Annotated in this window: 19 protein-coding genes and 4 pseudogenes; 11 read left to right on the forward strand and 12 right to left on the reverse strand. The window is 45.9% G+C overall.

The features are described from left to right. Nucleotides 1-18: 18 nt before the first annotated feature. The 4 genes from JWF83_RS11920 to JWF83_RS11935 all read right to left on the reverse strand — a co-directional run bounded on the left by JWF83_RS11920 (nucleotide 19) and on the right by JWF83_RS11935 (nucleotide 4,306). Nucleotides 19-2,016: an FAD-dependent oxidoreductase gene (locus JWF83_RS11920; RefSeq protein ID WP_413650432.1), complete on the reverse strand. Its 1,998-nt coding sequence runs from the start codon at nucleotides 2,014-2,016 to the stop codon at nucleotides 19-21. Between the two features lie 300 nt (nucleotides 2,017-2,316). Then, nucleotides 2,317-2,847 (reverse strand): shikimate kinase AroL, encoded by a 531-nt coding sequence (aroL, locus tag JWF83_RS11925; protein ID WP_413650433.1) that lies wholly within the window; start codon nucleotides 2,845-2,847, stop codon nucleotides 2,317-2,319. A 12-nt stretch (nucleotides 2,848-2,859) separates the two neighbouring features. Further along, a complete protein-coding gene (locus JWF83_RS11930) occupies nucleotides 2,860-3,216 on the reverse strand; it encodes a DUF1870 family protein (protein ID WP_413650434.1) in 357 nt (118 codons plus the stop codon). A gap of 193 nt (nucleotides 3,217-3,409) precedes the next feature. Further along, nucleotides 3,410-4,306 carry a LysR family transcriptional regulator gene (locus tag JWF83_RS11935; RefSeq protein ID WP_413650435.1) on the reverse strand — a complete coding sequence of 299 codons (897 nt, stop codon included), beginning with the start codon at nucleotides 4,304-4,306 and terminating at the stop codon, nucleotides 3,410-3,412. Nucleotides 4,307-4,430: 124 nt separating this feature from the next. Between JWF83_RS11935 and JWF83_RS11940 the strand changes: the two genes are divergently transcribed. From JWF83_RS11940 to JWF83_RS11955, 4 genes are all read left to right on the forward strand, one after another. Beyond that, a complete protein-coding gene (locus JWF83_RS11940; protein ID WP_413650436.1) occupies nucleotides 4,431-4,844 on the forward strand; it encodes a GlcG/HbpS family heme-binding protein in 414 nt (137 codons plus the stop codon). A 7-nt stretch (nucleotides 4,845-4,851) separates the two neighbouring features. Next, a complete protein-coding gene (locus JWF83_RS11945; protein WP_413650437.1) occupies nucleotides 4,852-5,703 on the forward strand; it encodes a siderophore-interacting protein in 852 nt (283 codons plus the stop codon). Between the two features lie 122 nt (nucleotides 5,704-5,825). Next, on the forward strand, nucleotides 5,826-6,725 hold the full coding sequence (locus JWF83_RS11950) for an NAD-dependent epimerase/dehydratase family protein (protein WP_413650438.1): 900 nt from the start codon (nucleotides 5,826-5,828) through the stop codon (nucleotides 6,723-6,725). Between the two features lie 79 nt (nucleotides 6,726-6,804). Next, nucleotides 6,805-7,533: an SDR family oxidoreductase gene (locus JWF83_RS11955; protein ID WP_413650439.1), complete on the forward strand. Its 729-nt coding sequence runs from the start codon at nucleotides 6,805-6,807 to the stop codon at nucleotides 7,531-7,533. Nucleotides 7,534-7,651: 118 nt separating this feature from the next. Here JWF83_RS11955 and JWF83_RS11960 read toward each other — a convergent pair whose 3' ends face one another. After that, entirely contained in the window at nucleotides 7,652-8,446 is a 795-nt protein-coding gene (locus JWF83_RS11960) for a MerR family transcriptional regulator (protein WP_413650440.1), read from the reverse strand. Between the two features lie 182 nt (nucleotides 8,447-8,628). Between JWF83_RS11960 and JWF83_RS11965 the strand changes: the two genes are divergently transcribed. Next, on the forward strand, nucleotides 8,629-9,549 hold the full coding sequence (locus tag JWF83_RS11965) for an alpha/beta hydrolase fold domain-containing protein (RefSeq protein WP_413650472.1): 921 nt from the start codon (nucleotides 8,629-8,631) through the stop codon (nucleotides 9,547-9,549). Between the two features lie 206 nt (nucleotides 9,550-9,755). Here the strand turns inward: JWF83_RS11965 and JWF83_RS11970 are convergent. Beyond that, a pseudogene (locus JWF83_RS11970) lies at nucleotides 9,756-9,992 on the reverse strand (LysE family translocator); the annotation flags it as partial. Between the two features lie 153 nt (nucleotides 9,993-10,145). On the opposite strand from JWF83_RS11970, the gene JWF83_RS11975 reads away from it, so the two are divergent. After that, nucleotides 10,146-10,226, forward strand: a complete 81-nt coding sequence (locus JWF83_RS11975) for a winged helix-turn-helix transcriptional regulator (RefSeq protein ID WP_413650473.1) — start codon at nucleotides 10,146-10,148, stop codon at nucleotides 10,224-10,226. After that, nucleotides 10,220-10,382 (forward strand): annotated as a pseudogene (locus tag JWF83_RS11980) (Lrp/AsnC ligand binding domain-containing protein); the annotation flags it as partial. The gene JWF83_RS11975 and the pseudogene JWF83_RS11980, both read left to right, overlap by 7 nt. A gap of 268 nt (nucleotides 10,383-10,650) precedes the next feature. Here JWF83_RS11980 and JWF83_RS11985 read toward each other — a convergent pair. Next, nucleotides 10,651-11,460, reverse strand: coding sequence for a Cof-type HAD-IIB family hydrolase (locus JWF83_RS11985; RefSeq protein ID WP_413650441.1), 810 nt, complete (start codon nucleotides 11,458-11,460; stop codon nucleotides 10,651-10,653). A 281-nt stretch (nucleotides 11,461-11,741) separates the two neighbouring features. Beyond that, on the reverse strand, nucleotides 11,742-11,906 hold the full coding sequence (sgrT, locus tag JWF83_RS11990) for a glucose uptake inhibitor SgrT (RefSeq protein ID WP_413650442.1): 165 nt from the start codon (nucleotides 11,904-11,906) through the stop codon (nucleotides 11,742-11,744). Between the two features lie 1,213 nt (nucleotides 11,907-13,119). Between sgrT and fucP the strand changes: the two genes are divergently transcribed. Next, nucleotides 13,120-14,373, forward strand: a complete 1,254-nt coding sequence (gene fucP / locus JWF83_RS11995) for an L-fucose:H+ symporter permease (RefSeq protein ID WP_413650443.1) — start codon at nucleotides 13,120-13,122, stop codon at nucleotides 14,371-14,373. 168 nt (nucleotides 14,374-14,541) lie between these two features. On the opposite strand, the pseudogene JWF83_RS12000 reads toward fucP, so the two are convergent. Both JWF83_RS12000 and JWF83_RS12005 read right to left on the reverse strand, forming a co-directional pair. Beyond that, a pseudogene (locus tag JWF83_RS12000) lies at nucleotides 14,542-14,891 on the reverse strand (IS66 family transposase); the annotation flags it as partial. Continuing rightward, on the reverse strand, nucleotides 14,864-15,088 hold the full coding sequence (locus JWF83_RS12005) for a transposase (RefSeq protein ID WP_413650444.1): 225 nt from the start codon (nucleotides 15,086-15,088) through the stop codon (nucleotides 14,864-14,866). The pseudogene JWF83_RS12000 and the gene JWF83_RS12005, both read right to left, overlap by 28 nt. A gap of 91 nt (nucleotides 15,089-15,179) precedes the next feature. Between JWF83_RS12005 and glk the strand changes: the two are divergent. After that, nucleotides 15,180-15,897, forward strand: a pseudogene (gene glk / locus JWF83_RS12010) (glucokinase); the annotation flags it as partial. A 93-nt stretch (nucleotides 15,898-15,990) separates the two neighbouring features. Here the strand turns inward: glk and JWF83_RS12015 are convergent. After that, nucleotides 15,991-17,256 carry a DUF1479 domain-containing protein gene (locus tag JWF83_RS12015; RefSeq protein WP_413650445.1) on the reverse strand — a complete coding sequence of 422 codons (1,266 nt, stop codon included), beginning with the start codon at nucleotides 17,254-17,256 and terminating at the stop codon, nucleotides 15,991-15,993. A 557-nt stretch (nucleotides 17,257-17,813) separates the two neighbouring features. On the opposite strand from JWF83_RS12015, the gene JWF83_RS12020 reads away from it, so the two are divergent. Next, nucleotides 17,814-18,713, forward strand: coding sequence for a glycyl-radical enzyme activating protein (locus JWF83_RS12020; RefSeq protein ID WP_413650446.1), 900 nt, complete (start codon nucleotides 17,814-17,816; stop codon nucleotides 18,711-18,713). Between the two features lie 4 nt (nucleotides 18,714-18,717). Then, entirely contained in the window at nucleotides 18,718-21,150 is a 2,433-nt protein-coding gene (locus tag JWF83_RS12025) for a formate C-acetyltransferase/glycerol dehydratase family glycyl radical enzyme (protein ID WP_413650447.1), read from the forward strand. 331 nt (nucleotides 21,151-21,481) lie between these two features. Here the strand turns inward: JWF83_RS12025 and JWF83_RS12030 are convergent, their stop codons facing one another. Beyond that, complete coding sequence (locus JWF83_RS12030; RefSeq protein ID WP_413650448.1) at nucleotides 21,482-22,579, reverse strand: glycerol dehydrogenase; 1,098 nt, start codon at nucleotides 22,577-22,579, stop codon at nucleotides 21,482-21,484. Nucleotides 22,580-23,188 lie beyond the last annotated feature (609 nt).

Below are 23,188 nucleotides of genomic sequence, written 5' to 3' on the forward strand. Positions count from 1 at the left end.
CCGGGAAAACTCACCGTCTCACGCCAGACAGCCCATATCTTCCAGGGTGGTGAGGACGTCACGTCCTTCACGAATGCCGTCGATAATGCGACGCGCCATCATGCTGTCGCCGATATTCATCATTCGTACCTGATGGCTGCCAGCCCACTGCTGCATCGCTTCCAGCCCTTGCTGGTTGGCGCGCATGCCGAGGCAGACAAAGCCGTAGTCGAATGGCAGATCATGTTGTTCGCCGCCTTGCTTCACGGTGAAGCGATCGCCGTGAACCGCCATCAGCTGGCTCTTCATCCACAGCTGTACCTGGTGTTCACTCAGCATGCTTAGCATGGAACTTTTGGTGATCAGGTCGAGATCGCGGCCTGGCGCATCCAGCATCTCCACCAGGCTGACCTGCGAGCCGCGTTTGGCGAAATATTCGGTAACGTCCAGCCCGACCGCGCCACCTCCCACTACCACCACGCGTTTGCCGACGGTGTCAGTGAAGTGTTCGATCTGGCTCAACAGACCGGTAATAGAGAACACACTGCTGCCTGGACGATCGATAAAGTCCATCAGGCCGTTAATCGGCGGCAGCAGCGGGGTGGAACCGGTGGCGTTAACAATCAGATCCGGATGCAGGGCGGCCACATCGGCGACACTGGCGCGCTGGCCGGTGATCACCTGCAGATTGCTTAATGCTTTGAGACGCTGCTCCATAAAACGCGGGAAACCGGCGATACGGCCTTTTTCCGGCAGACGGGCGATATCCCGCGCCAGACCACCCAGCTGCGGTTTCGCTTCGAGCAGCCAGGTCTGACAGCCGACTTCCGCCGCGGTGCAGGCCGCTTCCATGCCGGCAGTACCGCCGCCAATCACCACGACGTTCAGCGGTTTTGTCACACGGCGCTGCTGATAGGCATCGCCGTACAGAATGTCGGGGTTGATGGAACAGCGAATAGGTTGTGAACGGGCGATACGGTGGTCGGCACAGCCAATATTGCAGGAGATGCAGTGGCGCATTTCCTGCTCCTGACCCGCCTGCACTTTATTGACCCAGGCGGGCTCGGCGATCAGGCCGCGGCCAATCGCCAGCAGGTCGGCATCGCCGCTGCCGAGGATCTCATCGGCGACCGCCGGGTTGCGGATATTGCCGGCGATGACGGTCGGTTTACCAAAGCGATCGCGTACCGCGCGTGACAGATAGCGTTTCCAGCCGTCTGGCAGATCCATCTGGTCGATCTGGAATTGCAGGGTGTCATTCAGTGCCGCGGAGACGTTAAGGATATCAACGTTCTGCTGACAGTGTTCCAGCAGCGCCAGCATATCGTCAGGGTGATTTCCCCCTTCGACGAAGTCATCCATACTGAAGCGCAGGCTGACAGGAAAACGTGGGCCTACTCTTTCGCGGACTTTGTCCACTACCAGCCGCACAATGCGTGCGCGGTTTTCTGGCGAACCACCGAATTCATCAGTGCGCTGGTTATATACCGGCGACAGGAACTGACAAAGCAGATAGGAGTGGCCAGCGTGGATCTCGACACAGTCAAATCCGGCCTGGCGGGCGCGTGCGGCGGCATCGCCAAATTTCTCTACTACCTGATAAATCTCTTCCACGCTCAATGCGCGCGGGATCTGGCCATTTTTCTTTGATGGCACAGTGGATGATGAAACCGGCAACTGATTATTAAGCCGCGCGGCATAGGCGGAAGCCCCGGCATGGTTGAGCTGAATCGAGACACAGGCGCCATGCTGATGCAGGCGTTCAGTCAGGCGATACAAACCAGGAATATACTGGTCGTTGTCAATGCGCAGCTGGGTGGTGCCATTGGTGGCAAACGGGAAATCAATGCAGGCATTTTCAATGGTAATCAGCCCGGTGCCACCTTTTGCCCGCAGCGCATAATAAGCCAGCTGTTGTTCGCTGACTTCACCATTCAGTCCGGCGAAATTGGTACCCATCGGCGGCATAATAATACGGTTTTTTAAACGCATGCCGTTGATGACGATTGGGGTAAAAAGATGGCGGTAGGTATTCATAATATTGACTCCATTGCAGCCCTTACTGAATAAATAAAGTCAGTCTCAGGCATAATATCAATAATAATTCTGTTGTTATTGATAATACGGAGCAGTGTCGGGACTGAATAATGCTTTTTTTGGTGCAACTGATAGACGACTTCTATGGATTAACAAAACTATCTATAGAACGTGAAATTAATTAACATTTATAACTATTGTGATAATACTGACGGAAAAATGTAGCAGAAAAGAGAAACCTCTCTGGTAATAAAACCCGGCGGCTGAGTAAGCCCCAACCGCAAAGCAAACAGAACAACATTAAGAAAACAGGTTAATGTGTTGGTAATAATAATCAGTAATCTGCTGTACAACGTTTTTCTTATCCTGATTCGCATCAACAATAAAATGTGATGCGGCCTGGTATAATGGTTCCCGGCTTTTCAGTACGCTGACCATTTCATCCAGAATTGACAGCCCGGTGAGCGAGGGACGCTGACTGACGGCCGGATTGGCTTCCAGCCGCTTAATCAGTTCATCGGCACAGGCGGCAAGATAAAAGACAACACCGTTATTTTTCATATGGTTGCGATTGTTTTCTGCCAGTACCATGCCGCCGCCGGTAGCGATCACATGGCCGGAAGTAGCGATGTTTTGCAGGATACGGCTTTCGATAATCCTGAATGCTTCCCAGCCTTCCTCATCAACAATCTGCGCCACGCTGCGTTGGGTGGTGCGCTGCAGCACTTCATCACTGTCAACAAAGGTTAACTTTAAATCTGCCGCCAGCAGTTTACCGACAGTCGTCTTCCCGCAGGCGCGCGGGCCTACCAGGATAATGCTTTTGGTCATAACCACATCCTTTTAGCAAAGGCGCTCCAGCCCGCGGGAATAGAGTTCAGCCGCCACCGACTGATAAGTCTTCCACGCTAAAAAGTCCCCGTCAGGATAAGTCCGGGTAAATTCTTCAAAGCTGGGGAAATACTTCATAGTATTATTGCCAATACGTGAATTTATTTTATTAATAATGGCGTTCATTCTGGATTTTCGCTGGGCTAATAACTCGCTGAGCTTCGCGATAATCAGAGGTGTGATTTCCTCTTCGCCCTGCTCGTAACGTAACCAGCGTGAAACATCATCATCGGTTGCTAAATACTGCGCCGCTTCTTCAATACTGAGAAAGAAAATATGGCGCAATGCCTGTAATTCTAAATGATTCATAAGCGGATACTCGTGGGATATTTTTTGCAATTTAGCATTAAACTCCCAATGCGCCTATCCGCAATTTATGATCTGCGTCATAAGCGGGGTGAATAACCTTGTTGCTGCGGAAGCTAAGCCGAAAACGCAGGGACATGTTTCTGCGTAACCTCGACAGGGAAGGGGAAAGAGGGGGGGGAATTGTCCCCGGCTGTCACGGCCCCTTAAGCGCATCCCGGCAATAGGCCACCATTTCATCAAACAACACTCGCACCTTGCCCGCAACCCGCACGCCCGGGGGACGCAAAATATACAAATCGTGTTCCGGCATGGCATAGTCCGGCAACAGCCGCACCAGCCCGCCCCCGGACAGGGCCTCCTTGACCATGAAATGGGGAAATACGGCGATCCCGCGCCCGCTCAATGCCCACTTAAGCAACACCTCCCCGCTATCGGAATAGAAACGACCTGCAGGCAAGAGGGCCCACCTGTTTTCGCCCCGCTGAAAGACCCACTCGGCATGGGTCCGGCCGGAATAAATCAGGCATTGATGTTCTGAAATCTGATTAGGCGTTTGCAATATCCCGTGTTTTTCCAGATATGCCGGGCTGGCCACCAGGACGGTGGGTATGGGGCCGATACGGCGTGCGGCAAAGCTCAGTTCGCTAATGGCGCCGATACGGATGACGGCATCAAAGGATTCTTTCAATAAATCCACGTAACGATCGTTGTAGGAAATATCAAATTCCAATGTGGGATAACGGGTGCTCAACCGGTTCAGTACCGGTTCAAGATGGCGAATACCGAAGGAATAGGGCGTGCTGATATGTAAACAGCCGGCGATCTCTTCTTTTCTTTCTGCAACGGCCTGATAAGCGTTATCCAGTTCGCGAAGGATCAACTGCGCCCGGCGGTAAAATTCATTGCCCGCAGGGGTCAGCGTGACGCCGCGGGTATTGCGCAGCATTAAACAGACCCCAAGCTCGGTTTCCAGCCGATCAATGCGACGGCTGACCACCGAGGTGGAAATAGCCAGCTTTCTGGCCGCGTGGGTAAATCCACCGGTTTCAGCAACAGTGACGAATCCCTTTATATCATCCAGTACCGGCATGATGACTCCCCTTTTAGTCAATGCTCTGTTACCAAGAATGAGGGTACCGCATGACCCGGACAACTGTTAGGTTATCCCATTGAACACGGCAGTGTAATGTCTCCCGCTTTCTCAAGGAATAGTTATGTCACATTTAAATTATTATGCCTCTAATAATATTACTTTCATGGCGGCGCAGGGATTACTTAACTTTGGCATCGAGATTGCCATAAAACAAAAAATCGTTGTCAGTATCGCGGTGGTTGACCGCGCCGGACAGCTGGTGGCCTTCGGCAAAATGGACGCCGCGCCGCCGATTTCCGCCAGCGTAGCGGAAGGTAAAGCCCGCACCGCCGCCGCCATCCAGGACAGTACCGAGCTGTTTGAAAGCATGATCAATCGAGGGGAAGTGGCGATGCTGTCTGTGCCGCATCTGGTGCCATTAAAGGGCGGTCTGCCCCTGTGTGCCGGCGGTGAGATTATCGGCGCCGTGGGCGTCAGCGGATCCACGGGTGAAGGCGACCTGAGTTTGGCTAAATGTATTGTTGCCGCGCTCTGAAGCGCTAATGGCAGTGGGGGCCAACCAGAACATTTTATTCTACCGTAACACAAGGAATTTTCTTTTGGGTAAAAAAAAGACTGAAGATAATCATAGCCGTGAACCGCAGCGCGTACGCAACGAACTGTGTTTCCGGCGCATTAAGATTGCCAACAAAACTCGCGTGGCGAAGGACTTCTGGCGCATTGATTTCGTCGGTTCGGATTTAAAGGGTTTCAACTCCCCTGGTTTTGACGATCACGTCAAACTGTTTTTCCCCGATCCGAAGACCGGTGCCCTGAATCTGCCCCAGGTGACCTCAGAAGGCGTTGTCTGGAAAGACGAGGTGCGTCTTTTGGCGCGCGATTATACGCCGCTGGCATTTGACGCTGAAAACACCCTGACGCTGGATTTTTATATCCACCAGGGGGGTGTCGCCAGCGATTGGGCCGAGCATGCGCGGCCCGGACAAGAGCTGGTCATTGGCGGTCCACGGGGATCGGTTATCGTACCGGATGATTATCTTTTCCAGCTCTATATCTGTGATGAAACCGGCCTGCCGGCGTTCAAGCGTCGCAAGCCTGCCATCAAAGCTGACCAGCTCCATTTGTTTGCCTATGTGAATGAATCCACTGGCCGTGATTATCTGGGCGATCTCACTGGTATCGACGTCAGTTGGCTGGGCAGCGGAATGATGCATAGCGATAATCTCGGTATGCTTATAGGCGCCCTCGATAAGGTTTCTTTGCCAACTGACGACTATTTTATCTGGCTGACCGGCGAAGGAGAGACGGTAAAGATGCTGAGTGATTATTTTACCCAGCGCCGTGGCTGTGATGAGGCCTTTGTTCGCGCTGTGGCTTACTGGCACCATAAATAAACTCATATTTAATTCGCTGCTGACTCAACGACATGTTAGCCGGCGGTGAATTGACATCAAATTTCTTTCATTTTTTATCCCAGGCATGGCCGGTGCCTGGATGGAGTTTACTGGATAAAAATATGAATAATATAAAAACGATCTTCGTTACCGGTATATCCGGATATATTGGCGGCAGTCTGGCCGTCGTATTAAAAAAAAACGGTTACAGTGTATTGGGATTAGTGCGGCGGGGCAACGATGCAGCGTTCGTCCAGGATGCCGGCATGATACCTGTACGTGGCGACTTGAATAATACCGAAGTTATCGTGAGGGCGCTGGAACAGTGCGATGCCGTTATCCATACTGCTGAGTGCGACAACCCGGATATTGCGGCTGTTTTCCTCGCCCATTTGCGAGGAACCGGGAAAACATTTATCTATACGTCTGGTTCCGCCATCGTGGCAAACTGGCAGGATCCCGAAACATCAAGTTTCGTTTTCACCGAAGATTTCCCGGTGGAAAGCCGGGAGCCTTTTCCCAATCGGGTCGACATCAACGAAGAAGTCTTGCGCGCATCGCTTTCCGGGGTCCGCAGCATCGTAATCGTCCCTGGCATGGTTTACGGCACAGGCTTGTTTTTGAGTAAAAAAAGCAAACAAATCCCCTTATTGGTGTCAACGGCTAAACAGCTTGGCAATGCTGTTTATATCGGTGATGGAAATCATCGATGGAGTCAGGTCCATATTGAGGATCTGGCCGAGCTTTACCTTGCCGCAATGGAGCGCGCTAAGCCCGGCTCACTATTCTTTGCTGAAAATGGAGACGTATCGTTTAAAGAAATGGCTTTAGCTATCCATAATAAGCTTCAGTTTGCGGGGCAGCCGGTGTCCGTAAGTCAGGAGAAAGCAAACGAATATTGGGGCGAAATGATGGCGACTGTCGCACTGGGTTCCGACTGCCGCATCAATGCTGACAAGGCGCGCCTCTTTCTGCATTGGTCGCCCACTCATACATCTTTCAGTGAATCCATTGATATTTGAACTGGTGGTTTAACCAAGAGACTGACAAACAGCGCTGCTGCGGTATCTGTGTTTAAATAATAACCAAACAGGAGTTAACATGTATACAATGCAAAATAAGACGCTGGTCGTCATCGGCGGCAGTTCCGGCATCGGGCTACGCGTGGCGCAGATGGCCGCAGATGAAGGCGCACGGCTGATCATCGTCGGGCGACATCAGGAACGGCTGGATGCCGCATTTGACGATCTGACGCGTCGCGGGAGCAACGTGCAAACATATCTGGCGGATGCGCATGACCACGACCTGCTTGCAGACCTGTTTGAAAAGCTTCCCGCATTCGACCATCTCGTCTCGATGGTTGGCGATGTAATGGGAGGTGGCTTTGCCCATTCCGACATCACGGTCATCCGTCATGTCATCGAGTCAAAGTTCTTTACCAACGTACGCATCGGTCAATTGGCTGCCGGCAAGACTCGTGAGGGTGGCAGCATGGTGTTCACCTCAGGAACGGGCGGAAGGGCGCAGGACGCCTGTGCGAGCTACGTGGGCAATATGGGTATAAAAGCCTTGGTGGAGGGACTTGCGGCCGAACTGGCACCTAAAGTCCGCGTCAACGCGGTATCGCCGACCTGGACACTCACCCCTTTCTGGCGCGACGTGCCGCAACGGCAGCTTGATGCCACGCGCCAACATTTTGAACAAAACATCCCCTTGCGCCGGTTGGCCAGTATCGATGAACTTGCCTCAACATATCTGTTTTTGATGAAAAATGGCTTCGTCACCGGTCAGCATATTGCCGTGGACGGCGGGATCATGCTCGGCGCTTGAGCATCCAACTTATATGATGTTTATCAGAACGTTATATATGAATGCCGATTGTTTTTTTCAACACCCAGGATTGTTTGTCGGGTCATTGTATCTCTCCCTGGACCGGATGGCGCACCATCTAGTTTATCGGCACCATGATTTTGATAAGAAAATCGCTTTTTTTTGTCTGTACTGCCGGTCCACTGACATTCTCAATCAAAATGTCGCCTTGGATCCGATATCCATTCTGCCGAATATGTTGTACAAAAGACCAAACTTTTTGATTGTTTTCCAAACTACCAGAGCAATACTGGCTGATATACCGTCCTGCTGATAAATACTGGCTGCGGTGATCGATAATAGAGGGTTCGGTGCAATAAAATTTATCCAATGGATAACTCTTTGATTGGATATCTTTTTCAGCCAGTAAAAAGCCATAACGATGGTGAAGATACCAATTAGGTGGAGCATTGAATTCACTTACCCGCTGAAAAAAATCACCGATATGCTGTGTTCCAAGGCTGATAACGCCCACCAGTTCCGATTTATTTTCTTCCGTGAAGGGCGTGTCCAACTGATTGTTGATGATATGGAGCGTTTCCAACTGGCTGATTTGACCGGCGATGAATGACTGGGCGTTGTGAAGAGTATTGATATAGGCAGTAAGCTGTTGCTGGGTTTGTTTTAGCATTGCCAGACTATGCCGGGAAGTGTAATCCTTCAGCAGCGTTTTGATCTGGGCATTAGACAACCTGGCATTTTGTAGTGTGACCACCATTTGTGCCGAGGCTATTTGACGCTGGTGATAAACCCGATAGCCATTGGTGTCGCGCTGCGCGGGTAATAAGCCAATCTTGTCGAAATAACGTAAGTTATATTCCGTGATGCCGCTAAGGGCTGCAAATTCGTGAATGCTATAAATCAATGTTGTCATGTTGATACATGCTTTTGGCAAAATTCCACACTGAACTCTTGACCTTAGAGTAACTCTAACCCTTATGCTTGGCAATGAAGACTGCCTTAAGGAGCGTAATAAGAATGAAAAACAGGATTGGATATCTCTTACTTGCCGCATTTTTCGCTGGCATCCCATTGAGTCATGCGGCAGATGTGCCGATGCCATCAGATTGGCATGGCAAAAAAATCATTGGCCCACCGCAAGGACCAAACGCTTGCGGTCAGGCCCCGGATATTTCTCGGATTAAAAACAAGTATCTCGATGTCAGTTATGCAAATGTTTCGCCTGCGGAAAAGATGGATATTTTTCTTCCGGAACAGTGGAAGTTAAAATACCCGGTCATTATCAACGTCCACGGTGGCGCGTTTTTTGGTTGTGATAAAATGGACAACCAGTTGGTTCCCGCGCTCTTTGGTTTACAGAAAGGTTATGCCGTAGCGAATATCAACTATCGTCTCAGCCCTGAAGCACCCTGGCCAGCGCAGATCAACGATGTGAAAGCCGCAATAAAATTTGTTCGCGCCAATGCGAATAAATATAACTTCGACCCGGATAATATCATTCTGATGGGCGGTTCAGCCGGGGGCAACCTGGTGGCGCTGGCGGGTGTTTCTGCGGATGTAAAATCCCTGGAAGATCCTAAACTGGGTAATGCAGATATTTCAACGCGCGTCCAGGCAGTTATTGCCTGGTATCCTCCGATCAATTTTTTGATGATGGATCAACAATGGAAAGAAATCGGCATAGATGGACAGAAGCATTCAACGGAAGACTCATTTGAGTCCTTGTTAATGAGGAAACAGATAACCAAAGTTGATAAGAGCGTAATGGATACAACTAACCCAGAGAACTATATTACTGCAGATGCTCCCCCATTCCTGATCCAGCATGGCTACTTGGATGACACCATTCCACGTTTGCAAAGCCAGGAGTTCGCTGTTCGTCTTGCAAAGGCCATTGGTAGCGACAATGTTGAATATAATTTATTAATGAGCGCTCATCATGCGGAAGACTTATATTTCCATACAACCAATAACCTCGAGCGTAATTATCAATTCTTGGCGCGTCATATCCATTAGCCACAAATGACATTGTGTTTGCATAGTCTAACATTCAGGGATAGTGTCCAACGGCACCCTCCCTGAATGCAGTCTGGAATAGGTCAGCATGGCTATTTTATCGCCGCGCTGTTTCATGGTCTGAAGCCGGGTGAGCGTTATATTCGTCATTGTGTGTATTCTCGGAAGAACTGCTCAGCTAATAAGAGCACCGCGATGATAGCCATCGCGGCCCCAGTTACGGTAAGAAATGTTAAGGCGGCGGGATAACCCGCTACAAAAGTACCAACGCCAGCCGCGACAATTATTGTTGCAATGAGATGCCCGAACGGCAAACCACCCACCGCCGGTACCACGGTACTACCTCGTATTCCCGCAGAGATTGCATAATCCCGGTCTGCACCTGGGGTGATAACAAATAGGGCTGATACTGCCCAGAATGTCATAAAAATACTCAATGGCATTTTGTTAACCATCTCCATTGAACGTGACGTCAGGTTGTCGAAAAAGACAGTTCTGTCCATTTTTTTCATTTGGTAGCAAGAATATCCTAATGTTGTTAAAATGTGCTTCCAACTCTTCGCAAATTAATTGCATTTAAAGGGAGATTTCACCAAATGAATAAAATAGAACGTAATATTCTTGCGGAACTGCAATCTGACGGACGTATTTCATTAATAGAGTTGGCTGACTTTTAAATATGATTACCCGTGACTTGCAGGCGTTTCAGTAACTCTATGATGAAAAATTATCTGCCATGCCTGGTGTTCAACGTTTAACCCCCCACCCTGGTAATGAAGACTGTGGTTCAGGACCGGCCTATTCCATTGCAATCACTAAAGCGAAGCATCTGATTAAAGATCAATTTCACTAACAGTAATATTTCCACGAAAAGTGATTTGTTCCGTTGCAGTGAAAAAATGGTTGATCACATTGAAGGGGGGCGGTGTATAAATATTAAGCTGAGACCTAATGCATGGAACGTTCTTTTGTCCCACAGCGAGGCCTGTTCTACTAAAGGAAAACATAATCAGGATAACAGTGCTTCATAACCGACCATAAAGATGACAAAACTATATTATTAGTTATAACGCGGGTTGCAAGCAAAGAGATCAATTTTTTTTAATCAAAAGGAAATGATCGGCATAATACTTTTTCAATAACATTGAGAACGCCTTCATTATTATTATCTTCTGTTCTGTATTTGGCAACTTTAAGAATTTCATCTTGCGCATTTGACATGGAAAATCCGAAACCAGCTTGAGCCACCATCTCGTAATCGTTACCACTATCGCCAATAGCAACAACCTCATTATGGTTTATCTGCCATTTTTTTTGGAGCAAAGATAACCCATGCGCTTTATGTATGCCTGGTATAATTAAATCGACAAAGCCATAACCGCTGGATACTGGATTAATTATGCCATCTAAAGAATGTCCTAAAAAAGTCATTAATTCAGGAATTCTTTTATCTTGAAGGTTTAGTGAAAATTTAAATATTGTATCTTCTATATTACTAAAATCATCAATTATCTGTAGGCGATAATAATGTTTTGACATAAGTTGAATGAAATTTGGCGCAGATGCGGAGTGTATGTAAGCATTGCCCTTTCCACAAACCACAAAGCTTAGATACGGAATATCAGAAAGAATAGATAGGATCTTTGCTACGTCTCGTTTTGACATCTTGCCACAAAATAATGGATTTTCCCCTTGTACAACATAAGCCCCATTTTCTGCAACAAATGATATTTCGTTAAAAATTTCAGGAAAAAAAGAGATTAATTGATAATATTGGTTACCGCTTGCTACTACGAATTGGATATTCTCTTTTTTCAACTGTTTGTATAGTGCTAAAAAACGCGGTTTATTGTATTTTTTTTCGTCATCTAAAAAAGTGCCGTCCATATCTACAGCAATCATTTTTATCATATTACTTTGCCTCAAATCAGGTTTTCTACATAATTGCATAAAATGTTGATGAAAGAAATATGTCTTTCTATACAGTATAATATTGATTTATAGGCAATGTGAAAAATTAATGTCGTTTCTCAAGAAAAATAAAAGTCCTTAACGGTAGTAAAGAAGACCTGCTTAACAAACATAGCTTTGTTTATCGCCGGTAAACGAGTCCAGTGATCTCTAGATAAAGTTATCCTTGAGCACAAATGGCTCAGCCTGTAACGTTGATGGCACTAGGCAACAACTTATACTTAGCAAGTTTTGTCTTCATGACTATCTGAAATATGCCATTGCATCAATTCATTAAGCATATGATAACGAGTTTCCGCGGATATGTTTTTAAATATGCTCGCGGATGCGTCCTGAGTTTTTTCAAAGTAACGACGGTAAAAGGTGAATTGCATTGAATTTTTCATAAGTGTCTCCTCTAATATAATAATATCAATAAACAAAAAAATGATATAGTGCCGAGTTTTTGAAATTTCTTCCTCTTTATAAGCCTTTAACCATAGTTGTTTGGGAATATTTTTTACCAAATATTCCCATGATGATTTGTTAACTGCATGTTTTCAAAATGGAAAATGTTGTGTTAAGGTTGGATTTTTGTAGCTGATTGGTTTAAATTGTTTTTTTAAAGTTTAGCTGGGTTTGTTTTTCGAGAATAATTTATATATAAATCATATGGTTAATTCTATTTTAGTCTCAAATATTGTTAACATAATAATTTCCCCTTTTGCTTCCTCTTTTTGTGCATTGACAATGCAGGATGTGGTTGAAATTTATACATGTTGCTTTTGGTGAAAATATCCCGAAAAGTTGGTCACTGCCGTTATTGAGATTCATGGCGTCTACAAATTCATAACCTGGGCTACTGCCTTTAAAGACAAGCCAATAAGTACAAAAAAGGCTTAAAGGAATATGCTTTTTGCAGATAAGGCCTGTGCGACTTCCTCTGCGACGCTATGTTGTATGTGTGTTGAGGGCTGATATATCGTCGCCTAATATGGCTAAACATGCCTTACTGGAGCAAGGATAATGGTGAATGGTGTCTGCCAGCTCTACTTTCGGTGTGACAAAATTGTGCAACAGAATATTCCATACGTAAAATTTTAATGTTATCGCGGTGAATGGCTAAAATGGGCTCTAATCTTAAATTGGTATAAGACTTTGGGCCGCAGTTGATTACATGACAGGTACAAAAGTCTTTACTCCATAAAAGAGGAACAAAGTAATTAAAGTAATAAAATGGCTATAGCATTTTCAAAAAAATCAATAATTTCAATTGATTATGGTTTGCTCTTGCAAAGAGTGCGGTCTAATTCGTTGATATATCCCCTTTCTTTACATTACCCCTCCTCCGTTAACAAATTATTACATTTAAAGCTGACCCTTACCAAATCGGTTGAAATGATGCGGCATTTGCAAGTTGCCTTCATTTGAAGATTGTGTAATCTTTCGAGTGAAGAATTATTTCTTTATATGAAAGTTCCATACATATTACGGTCTTAGTGTTACACAAAAGTTAATAACATTTACGAAGTAGCGGGTATTTGAGTTTCTCAACTTTACTGTACATACCGGTCAGGCAGGGGAACGGGTTGAGAATCTACTCGTTTAAATGGAGAAAAAATGGACAAACAACGTACAAACAGCTATCGCGGTTCACTGATAATATTAACAGCCTTGTTTTTTATATGGGGATTAATCACTTCACTTAATGATATTCTGGTACCTCACCTGAAATCACTCTTCGAGCTTAGCTACGTTCAGGCCTCACTTGTGCAATTCAGCTTCTTTTTCGCGTACTTTGTCATGTCTTATCCGGCAGGAAAAATTGTCAGCAAGTCAGGTTATAAAGCGGGTATTATCCTTGGGTTATTGATCGCGGCGGGTGGTTGTGCACTTTTCTATCCTTCTGCAGCGTTACGGTCATACCCGCTATTTTTATTATCGCTGTTTATTTTGGCTTCAGGACTAACCTTGCTTCAGGTCGCCGCTAACCCTTATGTCAACTCGTTGGGAAGTCCTGAAACAGCCGCAAGTCGTTTGAATCTGACGCAGGCTTTTAATTCTCTCGGCACCACAATCGGCCCGGTTCTTGGCGGATTATTTATTCTTTCCGCTGCCGTATTGACCGCAGATCAGATAAGTCAACTTCAACCCGTGGAGGCACAGCATTATTTCGCGACTGAATCGGCATCGGTACAATCACCATATCTTGTGCTGACCGGCGTCCTGATCCTGATTGCTATTATTATCTGGTTTAGTCGATTGCCTATCTTGAGTGATGAGAAGGAAACCGGTGAGGTGCAAGACCATAGCCTCTGGAAAAGACGCCATTTGGTACTGGGGGTTATTGGTCTTTTCGCTTATGTCGGTGCTGAAGTTTCCATTGGCAGTTATTTAATTAGCCTCATGGAACGTCCTGATATTGCTTCTCTCACAGCAGTTGAAGCAAGTAAAAAATTATCCCTTTACTGGGGTGGTGCAATGGTTGGGCGTTTTATCGGTAGCTTCTTGATGACCCGTATCAAGCCTAACCGGTTATTGGCTTTTAATGCTATCGTCGTTGTGCTCTTGATTGCATCAGCAATAACGTTCGGCGGCATATGGGGCATGTGGGGGATACTAGCTATCGGGCTGTTCAACTCGATAATGTTCCCGACTATTTTTTCATTGGCTTTAGACAAACTTGGCAAGCTGACAGGCCGAGCTTCAGGTGTGCTGTGTATGGGTATTGTTGGTGGTGCCTTAATTCCCATACTCCAGGCTACTATTGCCGATCATCTTTCACTATTGGCTTCATTTGTGGTCCCGTTATTGTGCTATGTGTACATTGCTTATTATGGTTTTAAAGGCTACAGACCGACCAATTGCGCCTGAATTTCTCATAATTTGTGAATCTTAGATTCGGTACCATTTGCTCTAAACAGAACAGGTCGACCCGCCTCTATAATAAAAATAAACGAACAACCCAGTGCCCATATTTTTAATGTGGGCACTGATAAGTGATAAAAAAACAGGAACAGAAAAGTAAGCGTCCAGCGAGAGCCGTATTGACAGGATGGCCCGGAACGCGCAGCGCATCAGCTCCAGCTGCTCCGCTGCGTCCTCGCCCAGGTACGACAGCGTGCCGCCGCTGTCCGGGCAGCAGGACTCTGCCGGCTTAAGGCGGTTTTCATCGCGCGGGAGGGATTCAGGGAATGGTTTGCGCGGGCGGGTCTGGCGCAGCGGGCGCAGCGGGCGCAGCGGGCGCGGCACCGGCGGGTCGTCCACACGCCCGGTGCGCTCGTCGCTGTCCTTCTGCATGGCGGTGAGCCGGGCTTCTGTCTGCACGATGCGCTTCGCTACTTTTCAGAACGGCTGCCGAAGTTCATGCGACGCAGCTTATCCAGCTGCGCCCCCGGGGCCTGGCAACGCGGTCTTCATTTTTCCAGAGACGTATCCATTTAAAGAGAAGGTTGTCGTTGACGTTATGTTGTCGCGCGAGGGCCGCGACGCTGCAGCTATCTTCAAGGGTTTTGAGCGCCATACGCACCAACCGGAGCTTAAATTCGTTCGTGTAGCGCTGGCGTGTTAAGGATTTTGAATTAGTCATCAGGTGTCCACCTAATTAGAATAAGTGGACGCTTAAATTACAGTGAGAGGCGAAATTAACCAGACGGGCTGGCTGCACGCTTACACAGAAAATGACTCAATTTACCCTTGTAGGCGATATAGGTGGTACCAATGCGCGCCTTTGCTTATGCGACATCCATACGGGTGAGTTAACACAAATTCAGTCTTTTCCTGGAGCGGATTTCCCTCCCTGGAATCGGTTATCAGGCATTATTTGGATACACAACAGTGTATGGTTCACAGTGGCTGTATCGCTATAGCGAGTCCAGTGAGTGATGACAACGTCACTATGACTAACGATAACTGGCACTTTTCGATTCGTGAGATAAAAGCAAGCCTGGGTTTCGAGAATTTCCAGGTTATAAATGATTTTACGGCCGTATCATTGGCTGTTCCCATGCTCAGTGAAAAGGACATAATCAAAGTCGGTGGCAAAGACCCCGTTAAGAATATGCCGATTGTCGTTTATGGTGCTGGAACCGGGTTGGGTGCGTCCCATCTTATTCACGTTGACGAAAGGTGGATCAGCCTACCGGGGGAAGGGGACATGTAGATTTTGCCCCGGATAGCGAAGAAGAGGATTATATCCTTTCGGAATTGAGAAAGGAATTCGGACATGTTTCAGCTGAGCGCCTCCTCTCAGGTCCAGGATTGGCAAATATTTATAAAGCAATTGTCAGGCATGAAGGCGGTATCCCCGAACGTCTTACTCCCAAAGATGTTTCCAAACGGGCATTGAAAGAAGACTGTGGCTATTGCCGACGGGCGATCACTATTTTTTGCGCAATCTGACACTGTATTGACCGCCATTGCAATCACAATAAGCATTCGGAAATAAACCATGCTGTTTATCTAAGATGCAGCATGGTTTTGACTTTTTGCTTAAGATTTCATTCCGAGGCTTTTCTTGCCAATAGTATTTAAGTTTTCAACCTTAAATCTATTATTCCAATTTGCCTCGTAATCTTCTTTAGGAAAATCATTAGGCGATTCCCCGCGTGATAAGGCCTGCGCCACGCTTCTTGCATAAGCGAGATTCTTTTCACACATGGGGGCGGCCGGTATATACATTACATTACCCCAGCCGCGCTGGTTTTCTACCGGTGCGACAGAATGAATGACATCGCAATGCCACCAAACAGAATCCCCTGCTTCAAGGGAGGGTATGCTGCTGAGTCCCTTCATCAATAATGGGTGCCATTTTTCTGAGACAGGGAGGACCCTTCCAGGGGCGACACCACATAATTCATCTTCAGGCACATCATTCAGCAAGGGGCGTAATAAAACGTATGCCATGGCCACGGGGATCGGCACAACATGAAGAAGTCCCTGGCCTATCTCCATGTCAGAAAGTGCAGTCCATCCCTGAAAAGTGCGGAAAGCAGAACATTTAGTGGTATTAGGAACGTCATATTCATCTACCTCAGTACGATAAGCTGCATCCCAAGGATCGTATTCATCAAAATGATTGGTAAATAAATTGCGGAATACTTTTTGGTAGGCAGGCAACAGCCAACGTTCTAAAGCGCCTGAATCAGTGTGGGCACCCAAACCCTTCGATGTGGTTCCTGGACGACGGTGTCTGATCCGGTCTGGATAAGTAATATTGGTATCAGGGTCAAACCAGGTTTTTCCGTTTGATTCGAATTTCCATAATTTATTCAGAAATGATTGAACATTTGCCATTCTCTCGTCTTGACGAGCTTCCATCTGAGCATGGGACCAGTAAATAGGAAATATTTCAGGTTTTGATGCTTCCAGTGTACCGAAAAAATTATCACCCGGCCCGCGGTACTGAGCATCGAAGTTATTGGAATCGAGATAGTCGACCATGGACTTGTCCCAATTCAACGCCTGCTCGCGGGCAAAGTGTCCTTTGACCACCAGGCAACCTCTTTTCTTGAGATTTTGAAGAGTGTCTTGGGAAACATTACCTGCGGCTATATCCGCGTAAGAGATAACTGGCCAGGCTGTGTGGCCTTTTTCCTTTAACGCGTTTATTTCATTGATTTCATTCTCAATTTTATCTGATACCTCTTTGAATAACCCTTCTAAATCATTGATTTTACTACGTAATTCCTTCTTCATTCGGACAATGTTGTCCTTATAATCTTCGGGCAAGACAGCACTTGTGAATGACTGTTCCATATTCAACCTCACATAATCGGTGTTACAATGATCTTCATACGAAGAATAAAGTAGTTTCGTACATAAGTATCATATTACGTCAACGGAAATGCAACATTGATAAGTCGACTTTGTGCACAAAAATGCACTTTGAGGCTAAACCTCCGGGGGGAATTAAAAGCCACTGTGGAATGGGTTTAAACTCCTGTGTGGTTTAAGACAAAAAAACTTACAGATCAATTGTATATGGTATGACTTTTATTGATGAAAGTGCGGAACAGTTCGCCGTGGTGAGACGCCTTAAAGAGTTGATTACCATCAAATGACTGATTTTTGAACATATTTCAACATGCCAAGTAAAGCCTCATTTTAAGTTCCGGGCCTGAGTTTTCTTTCAGCACGAACTTCAAGAGTAAAAAATAGTAGAGCCTTTCTTACAGGAAAAAACACTGGATTTGTGATGCTGCTCCATGTTTACCAAGGCCGGATCATCAAACTTCTGCCAAATTGATATGGATCAATGTTACTTTCTTATGAAAGATGTTTAATCTTCATATGGAAGTAAATGGGTTTCACTTATGATCTTTAATATTCAGCGTTACTCGACACATGATGGTCCCGGCATCAGAACAGTGGTGTTTTTGAAGGGGTGTTCGCTTGGATGTCGTTGGTGCCAGAATCCTGAAAGCCGTTCACGTAAGAAAGATATCCTATTTGATGCCAGACTGTGTATGGAGGGGTGCGATCTGTGTCAACAAGCTGTCCCTGAAATCATTGAAAGAACCCTAAACGGTATTGTCATAGACCGTGAAAAAATAGAAGAAAGACATTTTGCCCTTTTGCAAGATGTATGCCCTGGTCAGGCTTTAACCGTATGCGGGGAGGAAGCCGATGTAGACAAAATCATGTCTACCGTTTTGCGGGATAAACCTTTTTATCAACGCAGTGGCGGCGGCATGACAATATCCGGCGGTGAGCCATTTATGTCACCAGAAACCGCCTTTGAACTTTTTAAGCGCAGCCATGAGCAAGGTATACATACAGCTGTCGAAACATGCTTGCATGTGCCTTGGTCTTACATCGAACCCTCTTTGCCTTATGTTGACTTATTCCTTGCTGACCTGAAGCATGTTAATGCAAAGATATTTAAGGAATGGACCGATGGTTCGGCACATCGCGTTATGGCGAACCTTAAAAAGCTTTCAACGGCTGGTAAAAAAATAGTCATTCGCGTGCCCTTGATCCCCCAATTTAACGCTGATAAGGATTCAATAATATCAATAATTGATTTTGCAGCCAATGAACTGGATGTTTTAGATATCCATATACTTCCTTATCATACATTAGGCATGAATAAATATACATTGTTAGATCAACCTTATCTTGCGGCTAAAAAACCACTTGATGACGCTGAGTTGCTCGAATTTGCTGAAAAATATGCTCACGAAAAAGGGCTAAAAATCACCTTGAGAGGATAACTGCATGACAACTTTAAATTTAGAAACTTTGAGTGAACGTATCAAGATACATAAAATTTCACTCATTCATATTGTGAAACCACCGGTATGCACAGAGCGCGCCCAGCATTATACGGCGGCTTATCAGTCTCATCAGGATAAACCCATTCCGGTTCGCCGCGCGCTGGCGCTGGCCTATCATTTGTCAAATCGCACTATCTGGATAAAACATGAAGAATTGATAGTGGGTAATCAGGCAAGTGAAGTGAGAGCCGCCCCCATTTTTCCTGAATACACGGTAAATTGGATTGAAAATGAAATTGACGAGCTGGCCGAGCGTCCTGGCGCCGGGTTTTCGATCAGCGAAGAAAATAAGCGTATTCTTCACCTTGTTTGTCCCTGGTGGCGCGGACAGACCGTTCAGGATCGCTGCTATGGCATGTTTACCAACCAACATAAAGAACTGCTCGCCACGGGCATAATCAAAGCCGAAGGCAATATGACTTCGGGAGATGCCCATCTGGCGGTTAATTTTCCACTTCTTCTTGAAAAAGGTCTTGATGGTTTACGTGAGAAGGTATCGGAGAGGCGTTCGCGTATAAATCTGACCGTGCTGGAAGATCTTCATGGTGAACAGTTTTTAAAGGCCATTGATATAACATTGGAAGCGTTGAGTCATCACATCGAGCGTTATGCGGATCTTGCAAGAAGAACGGCAGCGAAAGAACATCGTTTTTCCCGTAAGGAAGAACTTTTGTTGATCGCGGAAAATTGTGATTTGTTAGCTCATGAACCGCCGAGGACGTTTTATCAGGCATTACAATTATGTTATTTTGTCCAGCTTGTCCTTCAAATCGAATCAAATGGTCACTCTGTTTCTTTCGGTCGCATGGATCAATATCTTTACCCATATTATCGCCGTGATGTTGAACTCGAACAAAACCTTGGCCGCGAAAAGGCTATCGAGCTGCTACAAAGCTGCTGGCTTAAGTTGCTAGAGGTTAATAAAATTCGTTCGGGCTCGCATTCAAAAGCATCAGCGGGAAGCCCCCTTTATCAGAATGTGACAATCGGTGGACAAAAGCTGATCAATGGCGAAGCTGTTGACGCCGTTAATCCCTTATCCTATGCCATTCTGGAGTCCTGCGGACGGTTGCGCTCCACGCAGCCCAATCTTAGTGTCCGCTATCATGCGGGCATGAGTGAAGATTTCCTGGATGCGTGTGTGCAGGTTATACGTTGTGGGTTCGGCATGCCGGCATTCAACAATGATGAAATCGTGATTCCTGAATTCATCAAACTGGGTGTAGAGAAAGAAGATGCCTATGAATATGCCGCAATAGGGTGTATTGAAACGGCGGTAGGGGGTAAATGGGGCTATCGTTGCACGGGCATGAGCTTTATAAATTTTGCCCGTGTGGTGCTTGCCGCGCTGGAAGGTGGCCGCGATGCCACAAGTAAAAAAGTATTCTTGCCGCAGGAATATGCACTTTCCAAAGGGAATTTCGATACGTTCAACCAGGTTTTGGACGCATGGGATAACCAGATTAAGTATTACACCCGTAAATCTATCGAAATTGAATATGTGGTAGATACGGTACTGGAAGAAAATGCCCATGATATTCTCTGTTCAGCGCTAGTGGATGACTGTATCGAACGCGCAAAAAGCATCAAGCAGGGGGGGGCAAAGTACGACTGGGTTTCAGGATTACAAGTTGGTATCGCGAACTTGGGCAACAGTCTTGAAGCAGTCAAGAAATTGGTATTTGACGAGGGAGTTATTGGCCAGCAAGAACTTGCCCAAGCGCTGGAAGATAATTTCGACGGACTTACCGGTGAGCAATTACGTCAGCGCCTGGTCAATAACGCACCTAAATATGGTAATGACGACGAAAGTGTCGATGAGCTTTTGGCGCGTGCTTACCAGACTTACATAAATGAAATCAAAAATTACCATAACCCGCGTTATGGCCGTGGTCCGATTGGTGGTAATTATTATGCCGGCACATCCTCTATTTCGGCGAACGTACCGTTTGGCGCGGCAACTATGGCTACGCCGGATGGCAGAAAAGCGAAGGCCCCTCTGGCCGAGGGTGCAAGCCCAGCTTCAGGTACCGATCATCTGGGCCCTACAGCCGTGATCAGCTCTGTTGGCAGATTGCCGACCGGATCCATTCTCGGTGGTGTGCTACTGAACCAGAAACTTAATCCTTCGACACTCGATAATGTCAACGATCGACAGAAACTCATGTTCCTGCTCCGCACATTCTTTGAGGAACATAAAGGTTGGCATATCCAGTATAATATTGTTTCTAGGGAGACACTTGTCAAGGCAAAACAACATCCTGACCAATATCGTGATTTGGTGGTGAGGGTTGCTGGTTATTCTGCGTTTTTCACAGCCTTGTCCCCAGACGCTCAGGATGATATTATTGCCCGAACGGAACATACGCTTTAATTCCCTATGAGATGATCTTCAACGGCCGATTACGGCCGTTTTTTTTCATTAAAATGTAGACTGTATTAACATGGATTTTAATAATTGAAAGATGCCAAAATGAGGGTGAATAATCAAAATGCAAGTTAGGTCGTTAAATAATAAATTCGGCATGTTGACTTTTTGAAATAATAAAGGTGATAAAATCTTGGAATGTAAATCAGAATTGATAAATAAGTGAATAGAACAATGAAGGATAACTAATTAATAATAAATAAGTATATCCTTCACGCCTCCTGCAACCCTCTAAATAAAAAAAGAGTCTACTTACTTAAGTGTTTTGATTAATAAATTAAATCACTGTTTTACCAAAAGCATCCACAGCACGAATAGCATAGGCTACGTCCTCGGCAGTGAGATTGGGATTGAGATTTTTTAGCGTATCTCCATCACTATTTGCTAAGGCGCCTATCTTCACCAAATTTTCCCAACTTTCATTTTCCAAATGCAGCTCTTTCAATGATGTGGGCATTTTAATACTGCGGTAAAAGCGAATGTAACGGGCAACTTCTTCATCAGGACGTTGTTCTAACACCATTTGCGTCAGGGTGCCGTAAGCCACTTTTTCGCCATGCGTTAAATGATGTATTTCTCCCTGAATGGCGGTAAAACCGTTGTGGATGGCATGCGCTCCGGCGAGACCTGCGTTTTCAAAACCAAGGCCAGACAGAAGTGTATTAGCCTCGACTACAGCTTCTACCGCAGGGGTAACGGCGTGTTCCGCCACTGCCACATAAGCGCTGTAACCATAGGTCAGCAGCGTTTTTTCGCAGGCTTCAGCAATGGCCATTCCGGCAATTGTGGGTAAACCGTCAACCATAGATTTGGAATGCGAGCGTTTAACAGCCAGGGCTTCGACATAGGTAGCAAGACCATCGGCGATACCCGAGGCAAACAGGCGCACTGGGGCTTGAGCACAGATTTTGGTATCAACCAGTACCAGGTCGGGGTTCTTTGTGTAGAAGCGGTAGCTTTCAAAAACTCCTTGGTCCGTATATATGACAGAAAGCGCGCTACAAGGTGCATCGGTAGAGGCGATGGTCGGGACAATCACTATGGGTTGTTTTAGTTCATCCGCTACGGCCTTCGACGTATCAAGGGTTTTGCCGCCACCTAAGCCGACGATGACAGAAGCTTCTGCTTTTCGAGATTGGTCAGCCAGTCGTAATATCTCATTTTGCGAAGCTTCCCCATTGAAGCGTTCATGATGAAATTTAACATTCTTTGCTTTAAGTGAGGATGCTACCTGTTCACCGATGAGTCCCCAGACCACGTCATCAGCGATCAAAAAGGCATTGTTCCCTAGCTCGGCGATATAGTCACCTAATTGTGAAATGACGCCTTCGCCTTGCACATATTTACGTGGTGATGAGAAAATAAATTTACTCATGTATGCTCCTGTTTTCATTAACTAAAGATTTTCTGTTATAAAAATAAAAACGGGGAAACACTTCCCTTAAATCGTAATGCTTTCAATGAATACTATTTCTAATACAAAAAAATCAATTTCCAGAAGTATGGAGTTGTCTAACGGAATGAAAATATCTTTCATTCGTAACATTATTATAGCTCACATGAAGATTTCATGACGTGGTTCACGGTTTAACATATTTTTCGGTAAAAAAAAGAAGCATTTGGTATTTGCGTGTTGTGTATTTGCATATATATGTTTTTAAGTTGTTGCGCAGGTGTTTGTTCTGTTTTTTTTGTTAAAAAACAGTGTGCCTATATGCTGGCAAATAATCGGGATTAACAGTGCGGCAAAGCGCCAGATAAAAATGATGTTAAAAGCTAATAGTCTCCTGGCGTGGGGCTTTTACTGCTGCTCAACGAACGACGTATAAGCGCTTGGGTACGCCAGATTTTGCTTTAATACCAATGAGTTGATTTTAGTTGATGATCAAAGTGTGAGGTAACGCATACTTTTAAGATAAGAAACCAGGAAGCTTTGATATCTTTGATCACAATCAATATATGTTTCGTATGAAGGTATATTAAT

The organism is Pantoea sp. B65, assembly GCF_047308185.1.
Taxonomy (GTDB): domain Bacteria; phylum Pseudomonadota; class Gammaproteobacteria; order Enterobacterales; family Enterobacteriaceae; genus Erwinia.